General features: G+C 73.6%; 11 protein-coding genes. 8 read left to right on the top strand and 3 right to left on the bottom strand.

The window, feature by feature from the left end:
• Nucleotides 1-47 precede the first annotated feature (47 nt).
• The 4 genes from AMK29_RS08440 to AMK29_RS08425 all read left to right on the top strand — a co-directional run bounded on the left by AMK29_RS08440 (nucleotide 48) and on the right by AMK29_RS08425 (nucleotide 8,909).
• Nucleotides 48-3,248, top strand: a complete 3,201-nt coding sequence (locus tag AMK29_RS08440) for a protein kinase (RefSeq protein WP_079196804.1) — start codon at nucleotides 48-50, stop codon at nucleotides 3,246-3,248.
• Nucleotides 3,249-3,394: 146 nt separating this feature from the next.
• Complete coding sequence (locus AMK29_RS08435) at nucleotides 3,395-5,143, top strand: serine/threonine-protein kinase (RefSeq protein WP_073810039.1); 1,749 nt, start codon at nucleotides 3,395-3,397, stop codon at nucleotides 5,141-5,143.
• Between the two features lie 222 nt (nucleotides 5,144-5,365).
• Nucleotides 5,366-7,030 carry a succinic semialdehyde dehydrogenase gene (locus AMK29_RS08430; RefSeq protein ID WP_073810036.1) on the top strand — a complete coding sequence of 555 codons (1,665 nt, stop codon included), beginning with the start codon at nucleotides 5,366-5,368 and terminating at the stop codon, nucleotides 7,028-7,030.
• Between the two features lie 67 nt (nucleotides 7,031-7,097).
• Nucleotides 7,098-8,909: a GMC oxidoreductase gene (locus AMK29_RS08425; RefSeq protein ID WP_073810032.1), complete on the top strand. Its 1,812-nt coding sequence runs from the start codon at nucleotides 7,098-7,100 to the stop codon at nucleotides 8,907-8,909.
• Nucleotides 8,910-9,573: 664 nt separating this feature from the next.
• Here AMK29_RS08425 and AMK29_RS08420 read toward each other — a convergent pair.
• Complete coding sequence (locus tag AMK29_RS08420) at nucleotides 9,574-9,897, bottom strand: chorismate mutase (RefSeq protein ID WP_073810025.1); 324 nt, start codon at nucleotides 9,895-9,897, stop codon at nucleotides 9,574-9,576.
• Nucleotides 9,898-10,219: 322 nt separating this feature from the next.
• On the opposite strand from AMK29_RS08420, the gene guaA reads away from it, so the two are divergent.
• The 4 genes from guaA (at nucleotide 10,220) to AMK29_RS08400 (ending at nucleotide 14,860) form a co-directional block, all read left to right on the top strand.
• Complete coding sequence (gene guaA / locus AMK29_RS08415) at nucleotides 10,220-11,821, top strand: glutamine-hydrolyzing GMP synthase (RefSeq protein ID WP_073810020.1); 1,602 nt, start codon at nucleotides 10,220-10,222, stop codon at nucleotides 11,819-11,821.
• 105 nt (nucleotides 11,822-11,926) lie between these two features.
• Nucleotides 11,927-12,715, top strand: a complete 789-nt coding sequence (locus AMK29_RS08410; protein WP_073810016.1) for a class II aldolase/adducin family protein — start codon at nucleotides 11,927-11,929, stop codon at nucleotides 12,713-12,715.
• A gap of 176 nt (nucleotides 12,716-12,891) precedes the next feature.
• Nucleotides 12,892-14,133, top strand: coding sequence for a hypothetical protein (locus tag AMK29_RS08405; protein WP_073810721.1), 1,242 nt, complete (start codon nucleotides 12,892-12,894; stop codon nucleotides 14,131-14,133).
• A 91-nt stretch (nucleotides 14,134-14,224) separates the two neighbouring features.
• Nucleotides 14,225-14,860, top strand: a complete 636-nt coding sequence (locus tag AMK29_RS08400) for a DoxX family protein (protein WP_079196802.1) — start codon at nucleotides 14,225-14,227, stop codon at nucleotides 14,858-14,860.
• Here the strand turns inward: AMK29_RS08400 and AMK29_RS08395 are convergent.
• Together AMK29_RS08395 and AMK29_RS08390 are read right to left on the bottom strand one after the other, a co-directional pair.
• Nucleotides 14,770-15,030 (bottom strand): hypothetical protein, encoded by a 261-nt coding sequence (locus AMK29_RS08395; RefSeq protein ID WP_073810011.1) that lies wholly within the window; start codon nucleotides 15,028-15,030, stop codon nucleotides 14,770-14,772. The genes AMK29_RS08400 and AMK29_RS08395 overlap by 91 nt on opposite strands.
• Nucleotides 15,017-16,360 (bottom strand): PspC domain-containing protein, encoded by a 1,344-nt coding sequence (locus AMK29_RS08390; RefSeq protein ID WP_079196801.1) that lies wholly within the window; start codon nucleotides 16,358-16,360, stop codon nucleotides 15,017-15,019. The genes AMK29_RS08395 and AMK29_RS08390 overlap by 14 nt, the downstream gene beginning before the upstream one ends.
• Nucleotides 16,361-16,382: the final 22 nt, after the last annotated feature.

Raw genomic sequence — 16,382 nt, 5'->3', positions numbered from 1 at the left:
GGATCAGCGGGCCCACGGGGGACAGCGTGCGCGCGTGGGGAGGCGTCGTGGACGACTACGCGGGAAGGGTGCTCGCGGACCGCTACCGCCTGCCGCTGCCGCCGGCGGACGCGGACGCGTACGACCCGGCCGAGACGCGCGCCTTCGACACGTACAGCGGGCAGGAGGTCCTGGTCCGCCAGGTGCCGCTGCCGGAGTTCGTCGACGCCGAGGTGGTCGACGAGGACGGCGGCCGGGACGGTTCCTACGGCGGTGCGGGGCGGGCGACGCGCCGCCCGGCCGAGCCCGTCGTCCGCCGGGCGATCGAGGCGGCGCAGGCCGCGGCGCAGATCCCCGACCATCCCCTCCTCGACCAGGTCTTCGACGTCTTCGCGGAAGCCGGGTCGTTGTGGATAGTGAGCGAGCGCGTGGCGGCCAGGCCGCTGTCCGCGTTCCTCGCCGAGCGGCCCCTGAACCCGTACCGGGCGGCCGAGATCGGCGCCGACGTCCTCACCGCCCTGCGCGCGCTCCACGCCCACGGTTGGGTGCACCGGAACATCACCTCCCGGACCGTGCTCGTCTGCGACGACGGCCGCGTCGTCCTCACGGGCCTCGCGGTGGGCGCGGCGGAGGAGGCCCTCTGCGGGTACGCGCCGGTACCGGAACAGGGCACGGAGCCGGAGTCGGAGCGGGGGCCGGAAGACGGGGAGTACGGGCCGGCCGAGTACGACCACGAGACATACGGCTCCGAGACGTACGGCGCCGAGACGTACGCGTCGGACGAGCACGGCCCCGAGACGTACGGCCCCGAGACGTACGGCTCCGAGACGTACGCGTCGGACGAGCACGGCTCCGAGACGTACGGGTCCGGCCCATACGAGGCGGAGGTCTACGAGGAGACGTCCGAGCACGTCCTCTACGGGGCGGACGAGGCCGGGGGGACGGGGGAGGAGCCGGGAGAGCTGCCCGACCACGGCCAGGACGTCGAGCTGTACGGCTCCGAGCCCTACGGCCCCGAGACGTACGCCGTCGAGCCGTACGCCTCCGACCCATACGCCCCCGAGCCCTACGCCTCCGACCCCGACACGTACGCCGTCGAACCCGATGATCCCCACGGCCACGACGGCCACGACGGCCACGACGGCCACGACGGCCACGACGGCCACGAAGACTCCGGCCCGTCCGCGTCCGACCGCCCCGAGCCGGACGGCACCGGCTCTCCCTACGGGGGCGGCCCCGGGGCGTACGGCGCCGACCCCTACGGGCGCTCCGCGCCGCCCGTAGGCGACGACACGCGGCCCGCCGAGACGCGGCCCGTCCCCACGCCGCCCACCGCCGACGTGCGGGCCGCGCGGGCCGGGGCCATCGCCGCCTACCGTGCCGGTGCCCGCGCCGCGGCCCGGCTCGGCGAGACCGGGGCCCTGCCCGCGCAGCGCACCCCGCCGGCCGACCCGCCCGAGCCGCCGCCCACGCCGACGGCGCAGGCGGCGGGAGCGCCCGAGCCGCAGTGGTGGGCCCGGGTGGCGGACGACGAGGACGACGAGGACGACGGCGACGAGCCGTACGGCGGCGGCCCGCCGTCAGGCCCGCCGCCGCGCGTCATGCTGGCCGGCAGCTGGAGCGACGGCCCGCACGCGTCACGGGACAGCTCACGGCCGATCCCCGCCGGTGGTGGTTCGGGTCCGGGCCGTGGCCCCGTGCTGCCGGGTTCCGGCCGTCCGGCCCTGCCCGCCGGGTACACGGCCGCGACCCCGGACCCCGCGCGCCTTCCGGTCCCCGCCGGCGCCCGGGAGGAGACACCGGTCACCGTCCCCGCCCAGGCGGACCGCGGCCCCACCACCCGGCTCGCCGCCGAGCGCGCCCGGCAGACCCGTATCGCGGTCGTCGGCGCCGTCACCGAGCGCTGGGCGCCCGAGCAGGCCGGCCCCGTCCACGAGAACTGGCGGCTGGCCCCGCCCATCGGCCCCGCCACCGACCTGTGGGCGCTCGGTGCGCTCCTCTACCGGGCCGTCCAGGGCCACGCGCCCTACCCGGAGGACAGCGCCGCCGAGCTCGTCCAGCTGGTCTGCGCCGAACCGCCCGCCTTCGCCGAGGAGTGCGGCCCCCTCCGCCCGGTCGTGGAGTCGCTGCTGCGCCAGGACCCCACCGAGCGGCCCGACTTCGAGGAGCTGCGCGGCTGGCTGCGTTCCCTGGTGCGCTCGGCGCCGGAGCCGGACGCGGGTGTCGGAGCCGTACCGCTGCCGTCCTTCGACGAGACGCGGCTCCCGATCGTGCGCAGGCGCGGTGAGCTGGTGCGCCGCCGGCGCGGGGGAGCGGGGGCCGGCCGTCATCGCCACAAGCGCGGCAAGGACCCGCGCCCGTCCCGTCGCGAGCACGGGCCCGACCCCGTAGGGGCCGGCGCCGGTGGCGAGTTCCCCGGACCCACCCGCGAACCGGTCCGCGAACCGGTCCGCAAGTCGTACCAGGAGTCGTACCAGGAGCCGTACCAGGAGTCGTTCCACGAGGAGATCCCGCAGCGCGCCCCCCGCGCGCCCCGCGCCTCGCGCCCGTCGTCCCGGCCGCCGGGCTCCCCGAGTGCCCTCGGCCGCACGCTCCTTCTCCTCGTCCTCCTCCTGCTCGGCGGCGCCGTCGCGTACGCCGTCCTCTTCATGCCGGGCGAGGGGGAGACGCCTGCCGGGCCGGCCACGCCCACCGCCGGCGGGACCCCGGCCACCACGGCGCCGACGCCCACGAGCCGTCCCTCCGCGACCACGGCGTCGCCGTCCGCCGCGCCGCGCACCACCCCGCCTGCCGCGGATCCCTCGGCTCCCGCGCTCGCCGCGGGGTACACGTCGCGCCAGGACCCGGAGGGGTTCCGGATCGGGGTGCCGAACGGGTGGCGGCGCAGCCCCATCAACGACGCCGGGCAAGTGCGGTACGTCGGCGGCGACTTCACGATGATCGTGGTGCCCGGCCGTGACAGCGTCCGTGACAACGGCTCCGATCCGCTGGAGTACCAGAGCACCAGGGAACGCGAGCTGGAGCCGTGGCGGGCGTCGAGCTGGTCGCGGGTGGAGAAGGCCCGCCGGGTGGACATCGGCCGGACGCCGACGGCCGAGGGCCACTACGTCTGGCTGGACGGCACGGGCCGCGAGGTGTTCGTGCGCAATCTCGCCCGGATCGACGGCGGCCGGTACTACGTCGTCCTCGTCATCGGCCCGGAGAGCGAGCGCGACAAGGTCTCGGAGATCTACGGGGAGGCCACCAAGGCGTTCCGGCCGGGGCGCTGAACCGCGTGGAGCGGCCGCGGAGCGCCCGGTCGCGCGCCGGAACGCCACCAGCCCCCGGTCACAGTGCTGTTCCTATGACCGCCCCGAGGTTCCGCAGCCCGTGCCCCCCTCCGTAACCTGGCACCCGAAGGAACGGGCGGGGGCAAGTGGAACATTCTCAGAGCACAGGATCGGGGCTGTTGCTCGCCGGTCGCTACCGGTTGGGCGAGTCCATCGGGCGCGGCGGCATGGGCAAGGTCTGGCGCGCCCACGACGAGGTGCTGCACCGCGTGGTGGCGGTCAAGGAGTTGACGGCGGGCCGCTTCGTGGCGGAGGCCGACCGGCTCGTGCTGCACGCCCGCACGCAGAAGGAGGCGCGGGCCGCCGCGCGGATCACGCACCCGGGTGTGGTGACCGTCCACGACGTCCTGGAGCACGACGACCGGCCCTGGATCGTGATGCAGTACGTCGACGGGCCCTCGCTCGCCGACGCCGCCAAGGAGGCGGGCACGATCGAGCCCCGCGAGGCGGCCAGGATCGGGCTGCACGTCCTCGGCGCGCTGCGCGCCGCGCACGCGGCCGGTGTGCTGCACCGGGACGTCAAGCCGGGCAACGTGCTCCTCGCGCGCGACGGGCGCGTCCTGATCACGGACTTCGGGATCGCCGCGATCGAAGGGGACTCGACGATCACCCGCACCGGTGAACTCGTCGGCTCCATCGACTATCTGGCGCCCGAGCGGGTACGGGGCGGCGACCCCGGTCCCGCCTCCGACCTCTGGTCCCTCGGCGCGACGCTGTACACGGCGGTGGAGGGCACCTCGCCGTTCCGCCGCACCTCCCCGATCAGCACCATGCAGGCCGTGGTGGCCGAGGAGCCGCCGTACCCGGAGAAGGCGGGCCCGCTGGCCGCCGTCATCGTGGCGCTGCTGCGCAAGGACCCCGCGCACCGGCCGCAGGCCGACGAGGCCGGGCGGATGCTGCTCGACGCGATGGAGGGGCGTACGTCGGAGGCGGCGCAGGCGTACGTGCCGACCCAGCGTGTGACCAGGGAGGAGAGGGACCCGGCGGGCGACGGTCGCGGCTTCGGTCACGGCCTGGTGGAGCTGAGCGAGGAGGACGCCCCGGAGGCCGCGCGGGACGCCACGGGGCCGACGGGCGCCTCCCGCGCGTCCGTGCCGGCCCGTACCGCCCAGTGGCCCCACCCGCCGCAGGGGCCCGCGTCCCCCGTGCGTCACCCCGCCTCCCCGCCCACCGTGGTGCCGCCGCCCGGCCCCGCCGCGGCGGGGCCCGGCCGGGGCCGCTGGCGCACCGCCGTCCTCGCGGCCGTGCTCGCCGGGCTCGTCGCGGGCGGCGCGGTCTTCGCCGCCATGAACTACGCGGGTGGCGACCGGAACGGCGTCGGCGACGGCGGCCGGACGGCGACCACCGGCCCCGCCCCCTCCGGCAAGGGCGCCGCGGAGGAGGTGCCGGCGGGCTGGCACCGCGTGGACGACCCGGCCGGCTTCAGCCTCCTCGTACCGGACGGCTGGAAGCGGCAGAAGGAGGGCGACCAGATCGACTACACCCCGGACAACGGCAACCACCGCATCCGGATCAGCATCGACGAGAGCCCCGACTTCGAGAACCCGTACATGCACGCGCTCGACCTGGAACGCGTCCTGGAGCGGCGGATGGACTACGTCCGGATCAAGCTGGGTCAGGTCACCTACCGCGACCAGGTCAAGTCCGCCCAGTGGGAGTTCACCTGGACCGAGAGGAAGGACTTCCCCGGGCCGCGGCACGCGATCGACCTCATGTACTACGAGGACGACGGCACGGAGTACGCCGTGTACATGTCCTCTCCGGAGTCGAGCTGGGAGACCACCCGCGAGCAGTTCGACATCGTCCTCCAGCACTGGAGGGCACCGGGCGACTGAACCCCTTCCGCAGAGGGGGAGGGCGCCGGGTGCCGCGCGGGAGGGGAGCGGGCGACGGAGCGGTCCTGCCGCGCTCGAAAAATCTCCACAAGGAGCCCCCGTCGACCGTAAGCCCCTGATCAGGCCTTATATGCCAGTGATCGCTGGCGCGATGTGCGCACCCGGTGAAAACGCGTTACCGACGGGTACCCAAAGGGCGGCACGCGGCTTACGCTCGCCCTCATGACGGACTCGCAGGCCCCCGCCGCCCTCTCGGTTCCCGACGCCCCCGCAGCGAAGGCCGCCCCGGCCGTGCCCGCCGGTGCCACCAACCCGGTCGCGCTCGCGCCCGCCGGCGTCCGCACCGCCGCCGACGTCGTGACGCCCGAGGTGGTCGCGCGGCTCGTCCGCGGCGTCGTCGGCTCCGGCCGCACCGCCAACCACACCCCGTTCACCGGGGAGAAGCTGACGGACCTGCCCGAGTCCACCCCCGAGGACGTCGCCGAGGCCTTCTCACGCGCCCGCGCCGCCCAGGAGGCCTGGGCCGCCACGCCGGTCAAGGCCCGCGCAGCCGTCCTCCTCCGCTTCCACGACCTCGTCCTCCAGCGCCAGGGCGAGGTCCTCGACCTCATCCAGCTGGAGACGGGCAAGGCGCGCCTGCACGCCCACGAGGAGGTGCAGGCGGTGGCCGTCGCCGCCCGCCACTACGGCCGCAAGGCCTCCTCGTACCTGCGCCCCCGTCACCACACCGGCGTCGTCCCGACCCTCACCAAGGTCACCGAGCTGCGCCAGCCGCGCGGGGTCGTCGGGCAGATCGCCCCCTGGAACTACCCGCTCGAACTGTCCGTCGGCGACGCGCTCCCCGCCTTCGTCTCGGGCAACGCCGTCGTCATGAAGCCCGACACGGAGACCGCGCTCACCGCACTGTGGGCCCGTGACCTGCTGATCGAGGCCGGGCTGCCCGCCGAGGTCTTCCAGGTCGTCCTCGGCGAAGGGCCGGTCGTCGGCCCCGAGGTCGTCAAGCACGCCGACTACGTCTCCTTCACCGGCTCCACGCGCACCGGCCGCGAGGTCGCCCGGGGCGCCGCCGCCCGGCTCGTCGGCGTCTCCCTCGAACTCGGCGGCAAGAACGCGATGCTCGTCCTCGCGGACGCCGACATCGAGAAGGCCGCCGCCGGAGCCGTCCGCGCCTGCTTCTCCTCCGCCGGTCAGCTCTGCATCTCCATCGAGCGCCTGTACGTGCACGAGTCGGTCGCCGACGACTTCCTCGCCCGTTTCGCCGCCCGCACGAAGGCGATGCGGCTCGGCAACTCCCTCGCGTACGGCGCCGACATGGGCTCCCTGGTCGGCGAGCGCCAGCTGGAGACGGTCACGAAGCACGTCGAGGAGGCCGTCGCCAAGGGCGCCACGCTCGTCGCCGGCGGCGTCGCCCGCCCCGACATCGGCCCCCTCTTCTACGAGCCGACCATCCTCGACGGCGTCGAGGCGCCGATGGCGGTCTGCGCCGAGGAGACCTTCGGCCCGGTCGTCTCCATCTACCGCTTCCGCGACGAGGACGAGGTCATCGCCCTCGCCAACGCCACCCCGTACGGCCTGAACTCCTCCGTCTGGACCAGGGACTCCCGCCGCGGCCACGCCGTCGCGGCCCGCCTGCGCACCGGCACCGTCAACATCAACGAGGGGTACGCCCCCGCCTACGGCAGCGTGCAGTCCCCGATGGGCGGCATGAAGGACTCCGGGCTCGGCCGCCGCCACGGCTCCGAGGGCATCCTCAAGTACACCGAGGCCCAGACCGTCGCCCAGCAGCGGCTCATCCCGCTCGCGCCCTCCTTCGGGATGGACGACGAGAAGTACGCCGCGTTCATGAGCGTCTCCCTGAAGGCGATGAAGGCGCTGCGCCTGCGCTGACGCGCGCGCCTTCCCGCGCGCCTTCCCGCACTCCGCCCGTTTCCGCCCTTTCCGTCCGAGGAGAGCCATGACCGCGGTACCCCCTACCCAAAATCAGGAGCAGCCGGCGGACGCCGCGTACGACTACGACGTCCTCGTCGTCGGCTCCGGCTTCGGCGGTTCGGTCACCGCCCTCCGCCTCACCGAGAAGGGCTACCGGGTCGGCGTCCTGGAGGCCGGGCGCCGCTTCACCCCCGCGACCCTCCCGAAGAACTCCTGGGACGTGAAGAACTTCCTGTGGGCCCCCGCGCTCGGGCTCTACGGCATCCAGCGCATCCACCTGCTCGGCAACGTCATGGTGCTCGCGGGCGCCGGCGTCGGCGGCGGCTCCCTCAACTACGCCAACACCCTCTACGAACCGCTGAAGCCCTTCTTCGACGACCCGCAGTGGAAGGACATCACGGACTGGCAGGACGAGCTGCGGCCGTACTACGACCAGGCGAAGCGGATGCTCGGCGTCCGCCTGAATCCGACGATGACCCCCTCGGACGTCCACCTGAAGTCCGCCGCGCAGTCCATGGGCATCGGCGACACCTTCCACATGGCCCCGGTCGGCGTCTTCTTCGGGGACGGCGAGGACGCGGACGGTACGGCGAAGGCGAAGCCCGGCGGGCAGGTCCCCGACCCCTACTTCGGCGGCGCGGGCCCGGCCCGGCGCGCCTGCACCGAGTGCGGCGAGTGCATGACCGGCTGCCGTCACGGCGCCAAGAACACCCTCAACGAGAACTACCTCCACCTCGCCGAGAAGGCGGGCGCCACCGTCCACCCCATGACCACGGTCGTCACCGTCACCGAGGACTCACGGGGCGGCTTCGCCGTGATGACCCAGCCCACCGACCGGCGGCGGAAGGGGAAGGGCCGGACGTTCACCGCCCGCCGGGTGGTGATCGCGGCCGGCACGTACGGCACCCAGACCCTGCTGCACAGGATGAAGGACAGCGGGCTGCTGCCCCGGATCTCGCACCGGCTCGGCGAACTCACCCGCACCAACTCCGAGGGCCTGGTCGGCGCCCAGACCACCGACCGCCGCTACCGCAGGAAGTTCGGCCAGGCGAAGGCCGACTTCACCCGCGGCGTCGCCATCACCTCCTCGATCCACCCCGACGCCCACACCCACATCGAACCGGTGCGGTACGGCAGGGGTTCCAACTCGATGGGCAGCCTCACCGTCCTCCAGGTGCCCTACGGGGCCCACCGGGTACGCAACTGGTTCCTCAACCTGCTCAAGCACCCCGCGCTCGCCGCCCGCTCCCTCTCCAACTGGCACTGGTCGGAGCGGACCATCATCGGCCTCGTCATGCAGTCCCTCGACAACTCCCTGACGACCTACCGCAAGCCCGGCGGCCTCGGAAAGGGCCTGCTCACGGCCCGCCAGGGGCACGGGGCGCCCAACCCGGTCCAGATCCCGGAGGCCACCCGGGCCGCCACCCTCCTCGCCGAGGAGATCAACGGCTTCGCCGGCTCCAACGTCGGCGAACTGATGGGCACGCCCCTCACCGCCCACTTCCTGGGCGGCTGCCCGATCGGCGCCGACGCCGAGACCGGCGTCATCGACCCGTACCACCGGCTCTACGGCCACCCGGGGATCTCCGTCGTCGACGGGGCGGCCGTCTCCGCCAACCTCGGCGTCAACCCGTCCCTGACGATCACCGCGCAGGCCGAGCGGGCCATGTCCTTCTGGCCGAACAAGGGCGAGGAGGACACCCGCCCGCAGCAGGGCGAGGCGTACGTGCGGCTCTCGGCGGTCGAACCGAAGTCGCCCGCGGTCCCGTCCGAGGCGTTCGGCGCCCTGCGCCTGCCGTTCCTCGGCCTGCCGACGGTCCCGCCGAAGAGCGCGTGAGGCGGCGGGGTCGTCGTGGGACCGCTGGGGGACCGGCGTGGGACCGCTGCGGGACCGGAAAGACAGGAAAGGGCGCTGCACCCCCCTCCGAGTGCAGCGCCCCAACCAGCTTTTTGGTGATGCTGCATAGATGACCCGCGACCGAGCGGATTGGTTGTAGCGGTTGCACAGGATCTTTGTGTGACGCGCGTCACGTTCCGCTCGGGGGTGGTTCGCACGGGCAAGGGCCCCGTGCCCGCGATTCCGGTCGCGACGGCACGGGGCCCTTGGGGTCGGCACCGGTGTCAGGGCAGCGGCGGTGCCGAGCGGGGCGGCGCCGGGGGGTCGCGCCGCGTGGGGGAGGGGTACGGGAGGACGGGAGGACGGGTGATCGTGAGTCGGCCGTTGCGGCCGGCCCCGAGCGTCCCCGGGGCCGACCGCCCTTTCTGGGTGACCGGGCTGCTGTCCCCTGCTGTCCGGTCACAAGCGCTGGTGCGAGGTCCCACGACGTACCGGAGTACGCCACACGCCCCAGCGAAGCCACGCGTGGTTTCTTACGGGCCCGCCCCTGGCTGGCACGGACATCCGGACCAACGAAGCCGCGCCGGAGCCGGTCACGCGCCGTACGGGTGAGAGCGGGCCCGAACTCAGATGCGGGCACCCACTCCGCCGCAGCCCGGGTCCCTCAGATGCGGCCGCGGCACAGCTCCAGCATCGTCATCGCCAGCGTCGTGCCCGGCTTGCCCAGCGCGTCCCGGTAGTGGCCGAGCACCTCCATCTCGCGCGCCAGGTTCACCCGGCGGCCGCCGGAGGAGATGCGGGCCTCCTGGATCACGGCCGAGACGGCCATCCGTTCCTGGATCAGTCCGATGATCCGGTCGTCCAGCGTGTCGATGCGCTCACGGGCGTCGCCGATCAGCGCCGCCGCCTCGTCGGTGCGGGCACCGGTCTTCTCGGTCGTGGTCGGGGCGGTGGCGGGGGCGGTGGCCGTGGAGGTCAGGGCGGTCATGGTGGGGCTCCTCGAAGGTGGAGGACGCCTGGACCGGTCCGGCCCGGAAAAAGCAGAACGCCCCGGGCCTTGTCGGCCCGGGGCGCCTGGGAAGTCGCTTGTCAGTTGCTCAAGCAGCACGACCATGGCAGCCGGTGGGCCGGTTGCCATAGGTAAAGACGAAGGTCGTGAGCGTAAGCATGGCGACAGTATGGCCCCTCGCGCCGAGCCGGAGCCAAACCGGGTTCGGATGGTGAGACGAAAAGCGTCACCGGCGCGCCGGTAGAATCGACAAATAACCCCCCTCACGGGGGACCCTCCCTACCGCCGGAAGGCCGCCGTAGTGTCCTCAGCGTCTCCCGCTGCCGCGCCCGACGTCTCCAACCCGGACGTAGTCCTCGTTGTCGACTTCGGCGCCCAGTACGCCCAGCTCATCGCCCGCCGAGTCCGTGAGGCCCGGGTCTACAGCGAGATCGTCCCGTCCACCATGCCGGTGGCCGAGATGCTGGCCAAGAACCCCAAGGCGATCATCCTCTCCGGCGGCCCGTCCTCCGTGTACGCGGAGGGCGCCCCCCGCCTCGACCGCGCGATCTTCGAGGCGGGTGTCCCCGTCTTCGGCATGTGCTACGGCTTCCAGCTGATGGCGACGACCCTCGGCGGCACCGTCGACAACACGGGTGCCCGCGAGTACGGCCGGACCCCGCTGCACGTCTCCAAGGCCGGCTCCACCCTCTTCGAGGGCACCCCGGTCGAGCAGTCCGTGTGGATGTCGCACGGCGACGCCTGCTCCGCCGCCCCCGAGGGCTTCTCCGTCACCGCGTCCACGGACGTCGTGCCGGTCGCCGCCTTCGAGAACGACGAGAAGAAGCTCTACGGCGTCCAGTACCACCCCGAGGTGCTGCACTCCACGCACGGCCAGCAGATCCTGGAGCACTTCCTCTACCGCGGCGCCGGCATCGAGCCCAGCTGGACCACGGGCAACGTGATCGAGGAGCAGGTCGCGGCCATCCGCGCCCAGGTCGGCAACAAGCGCGCCGTGTGCGGCCTGTCCGGCGGCGTCGACTCCGCCGTGGCCGCCGCGCTCGTGCAGAAGGCCATCGGCTCGCAGCTCACCTGCGTGTACGTCGACCACGGCCTCATGCGCAAGGGCGAGACCGAGCAGGTCGAGAAGGACTTCGTCGCCTCCACCGGCGTCAACCTCAAGGTCGTCGACGCGCAGGAGCGGTTCCTCGCCGCCCTCGCCGGCGTCTCCGACCCCGAGACCAAGCGCAAGATCATCGGTCGCGAGTTCATCCGCGTCTTCGAGCAGGCCCAGGCCGAGATCGTCGCCGAGTCGGCGGGCACCGGCGAGGACGTCGCGTTCCTCGTCCAGGGCACCCTCTATCCGGACATCGTCGAGTCCGGCGGCGGCACCGGCACCGCCAACATCAAGTCCCACCACAACGTGGGCGGCCTCCCCGAGGACCTGGAGTTCGAGCTCGTCGAGCCGCTCCGTCAGCTCTTCAAGGACGAGGTCCGCATGGTCGGCCAGGAGCTCGGCCTGCCCGAGGAGATCGTCCAGCGCCAGCCGTTCCCCGGCCCCGGCCTCGGTATCCGCATCGTCGGCGAGGTCACCAAGGAGCGCCTGGACCTGCTGCGCGAGGCCGACGCCATCGCCCGCGAGGAGCTCACCGCGGCCGGCCTCGACCGCGAGATCTGGCAGTGCCCCGTCGTCCTCCTCGCCGACGTCCGCTCCGTCGGCGTCCAGGGCGACGGCCGCACCTACGGCCACCCGATCGTGCTGCGTCCCGTCTCCTCCGAGGACGCCATGACGGCCGACTGGTCGCGCCTGCCGTACGACGTGCTCGCCAAGATCTCCACCCGCATCACCAACGAGGTCGCGGACGTCAACCGGGTCGTCCTCGACGTCACCAGCAAGCCGCCGGGCACCATCGAGTGGGAGTGACCGCTCCCGCAGGCGCATGAGGCCGCCGTCCCGGTGCTCCGGGGCGGCGGCTTCGTCGTGTCCGGGCTCTGGTGACTTGCCCGGCCGGGCGTTACCTTCCGGCGCATGAGCGTGATACCCGACCCCGTCCCCGTCGAACGGCTCCACTTCGCCATGCCGCCCGTCCACGCGACGGCCGAGGAGGAACGCGTCCACCGCCGGCAGCGGCTCGCGGGCGCTCTGCGTCTCTTCGGACGGTTCGGGTACGAGGAGGGCGTCTCGGGCCACATCACCGCCCGTGACCCCGAACACCCCGACTGCTTCTGGGTGAACCCCTTCGGAGCGCCGTTCGAGGAGGTGACCGCGAGCGACCTCATCCTGGTCAACGGCGACGGACAGGTCCTCCACGGCAGCCGGCACGTCAACCAGGCCGCGTTCACCGTCCATGCCCAGGTCCACCGGGCCCGGCCCGACGCCGTCGCCGTGGCCCACACCCACTCCCTCCACGGACGGGCCCTCGCCGCGCTCGGCGAACTCCTCGACCCCATCTCCCAGGAGGCCTGCGCCTTCTACCAGGACCACGCCCTCTACGACGCCTACACGGGTGTCACCGTCGACGCCGAGGAGGCACGCCGGATCGCCGTCGCCCTCGGCGCGTTCAAGGCGATCGTCCTCCGCAACCACGGCGTGCTCACCGTCGGCACCACCGTCGACGCGGCGGCCTGGTGGTTCATCGCCCTCGAACGCTGCGCCCAGATCCAGCTCGCCGCACGGGCCGCCGGCAAACCGGTCCTGATCGACCACCGCGACGCCGTCGCCACCCGCGAACAGCTCGGCGGCGACCTCGTCGCCTGGATCAACTACCAGCCGCTGTGGCGCAGGATCAGCCGCACGGAGCCCGAACTCCTGTCGTAACACCATCGCTTCACCCTTCTGTACGTCAATGAGATGTCGCGGCAATCACTCTCCGGCGGGGCGCACGCGGCAGCGCGGAAGCCGCCGGTGCGACACAATTCCGTTGACTCGACGGCTGGTTGACCCTCCGGGCCGCACCGGTACGTGTCGGGAAGTGAGCTCGGGAAGTGAGCACCGTGGCGGTTCAAGAGGCGAGACAGTACGGCGAGCACGCGACGGCCTGCGCGGGCTGCGCCCACTGCGGACGGGCCGGCCACCGGCGCGCCGTCGCGGCCTTCCTCGCCCGGCGCGACGAACTCGCCGCCGGACACGGCGTCCCCGCGGCCGTCGCCCACTCCCCGGTCGCCGCCCGCCAGTGGGTCTCCGACGAGCTCGCCCAGTCCGCCCGCGCGGTGACCGTACGCGGCCGGGGAGCCGACACCGCCTGGCTCGACCGGGTACGGCGCGGGGCACTCGGCGCCGTCTGGGGCACCGTCCTCGCCCTCCTCCTCGCCCAGGCCCTCACCGCGATCGGGACCGGCTGGACCGCCGCCCGCACGGCCGGCCTCTGCACCGCCCTGCTGCTCGCCCTCCTCCTCAGTGCCGCCGCCCACACCCACCGCTCCCGCGGCGGTCTCCTCGCCCCCCTGATCGGCGAGGACAACCGGCTCTCCACCACCCGTGCCGTCGCCGCCGCCTGGCTCCTGTTCCTCGGCCACACCCTCCTCTTCCTGGCCTGCCTGTCCCTCCTCACGCCCGGCACGGCTTCCTTGGGTCTGGCCCGCGGCGCCGGCCTGCTCACCGTCCTCGCCCTGGCGGCGGCCGTCACCGTCACCGCCCGCCTCGTCGTCTCGGCGGGCATCGCGGCCCGCCGCCTCCAGAAGGTGCGCGCCGACCGCCCGCGCGCCGCCGACCTGCTCTGCGACGACGACGGCCGGGCGAGCCTCGCCGACGTCCAGTACCTCCTCGTCTCCGGTGCCGTCCTGGTCCTGACGGCCGTCGGACTCGGCCGCCACCCCGCAGGGCTCCCCGAGGTGCCCTGGTCCCTCGTCCTCCTCGTCGGCGTCTCGGCCGCCTGGCACCTCGCCGCGAAGTGCACCGAGGGCGTCCGCCCCACGATCCACTCCGTGGTCCGGTCCCGTGAGGCCGGCGACCTCGACGCCCCGATCCGCACGGGCGACGACATCGAGATCCGCGGCCACGGCTTCGTCCCGCCGGGAGCCGGCGCCCCCGACCCGCTGACCCGGCTCGTGGTCCGCATCGGCCCGGTCCACGCCCATGTGCCGCTGGTCCCCGTGCCGGGCGGCTTCGCCAACCCCACCGACACCGCCCTGACCGTCCCCCTCCCGGCGGACGTGGAACCCGGCCTGGTGGAGGTCTCGGTCGTGACCGCGGCGGGCGTCGAGACCAACCGGGTCACGATCGACGTCGTGGACTGAACGTCCGGCCCCCTTCGCGTATCCCTGGAGCCGAGGTGCGAGGAGAATCGTTGCGCTAGCAGTCGTACGGGGCGTGGAGAGGTGACCGGCGATGACGGGACAGGCGGACCGAGCGCACGACACGGGTGACGGTACGGAGGGCACGGGTGCCACCGGCCGCCCCGCCGAGACCCCCCGCGACGGGCGCGCGGCCCCTGGCGACGTGCGCGCGGCCCCCGGCGACGGGCGCGCGGCCCCCCGCGCCCGGTGGACGGCCGCCCTCGACCGGTGGAAGCCGATCGCCTCCCGCTACGCCCTCGTTCCGCTCCGGCTCTTCCTCGGCGTCACCTTCGTCTACGCCGGTCTCGACAAGCTCACCGACTCCGCCTTCCTCGCCGACACCGGCAGCGGCTCCGTCGGAGAGACGATGCGCGGTGTCCGCGACACCTCGGCCATCCCCGCCCTGGTCGACCTCGCCCTCAAGAACCCCACCGGCTTCGGATACGCCATCTCCCTCGGAGAACTCGCCGTCGGGATCGGCACGCTCATCGGCCTCTTCGCGCGCCTGGCGGCGCTCGGGGGCGCGCTGATCTCGCTGAGCCTCTGGCTGACCGTGAGCTGGCAGGTGCAGCCGTACTACCTCGGCAACGACCTCGCCTATCTGATGGCCTGGCTCCCGCTGGTGCTGGCCGGGGCGTCGGTGCTGTCGCTGGACCGGCTCCTCGCCGAGCGGCGCCGTATTCGATAGGCGACCCAGCTCGCGAGGCCGGCCACGCCCAGACCGCCGCACAGCACCGGGATCACCAGGTACCACGGGGTCGTCCAGGCGCCGGTGGCGTCGCCCGCGTACACGGCGGCCAGGGCGAGGGCGGTGAGGCCGACGAGCAGCCTGCCGGGGCGGAACTCATGAACCAGCACGGGTGACCTCCACCTGTCCGATGCCGACCTCGAGCGAGAGGTCCAGGGTGCCCGCCGGGGTGGTCCCGGCCGGCGGGGTGAGCGTGCGGGTCTCGTCGCGGTCGGGCGCGATGTCGATGTCGTTGGCGGGCTGGCCCGGCAGCTGCAGATCACCGAGCCCCACCTCGGCGCGCAGCTTCACGACCGCGTCCTTCGGGACGATCACCTTGAGCTTCCCGGCGCCCACCTCGGCCGCCGTCGCGACGGTCGTGCCCGCGGGGACGGGGAGCCCTGACAGATCGAGCGTGCCGATCCCGGTGCCCACCTCGTAGCGGGGCTGCACGGCGGTGACCGTCGTCGGCTCCCATGTCGCGCGGACCCACTCCGTGGAGATCCGGTCGGGCAGGGCCGTGGCCAGCGCGAGCAGGCCCGCCGTGATCACGGTGAGGAAGATCGTGCCGAACCCGGTCCGGCCGAGGAAGCTGCTGACGACCAGGCCGAGACCGAACACCGCGAGGGCGGCGACGAGCCCGATCTGCAGGCTCGTGCCCAGCGGATGGGTCTCCCAGGACGCCGAGGTGCCCACGACGGCGGCGACCATGGCGAGCAGGTAGACGAGACCGCCGATGGAGAGCGGGCTCGTCCGCACCGAGGGCTTGGGGCGCCCCGCGGCCGAGGGATCGGGACCCCACTGGCTGCCGGGCCTCGGCACCTCGCCGCCCACCCGGCCGTCCTCGTCCAGGATGCCGTGCGGCCCCCACAGGTAGCCGACGGCCACCTTGCCCGTCGAACCGTCCTTGACTATCGGGTCCTTCCACCACGAGGGGAACTCGACCAGCGGCGGCGCCTTGGTCTCGGGCGGGGCCTCGGCGACCGCGAGGGCGGCCGCCGCCGACTCCACCCGGCCCTCGGGCTCCACCGCACCCACCTGCCGGCGCCGCGACCAGACCGCCGCCGCGCACACCGCGAACGACAGCATGAGAGCCGAGCCCAGCATCGACCCGCTGTGCAGCATCGACAGGAAGATCCCGCAGCCCACCAGGGCCATCAGCACCGCGGCGAGGGAAGCGCCGGACACCCGGCCGGTCAGCAGCCTGCGCCCCTCGCTCTCCTCGCCCGCGAGCGGGATCAGCAGCCAGGCGAAGCCGTAGAAGATCAACCCGAGGCCGCCCGGCACCGCCAGCAGGCCGACCGCGACCCGGAAGATCACCGGGTCGAGATCGAAGTGCCGCCCGAGGCCGCCGCAGACACCGCCCACGACCTTGCTGCCGCGCGAGCGCCGCAGTGGCGGGGCGGTGACGGCCTCCGCCGGCGGCGGGGCCTCGTGCTGCGAAGGCATCGAACTCGTCATGCCTCCATGGTGACGGCCCGTG

The sequence above is a fragment of the Streptomyces sp. CB02261 genome (genome assembly GCF_001905665.1).
Classification (GTDB): domain Bacteria; phylum Actinomycetota; class Actinomycetes; order Streptomycetales; family Streptomycetaceae; genus Streptomyces.
This window is presented reverse-complemented; position numbering and strand designations above follow the sequence as displayed.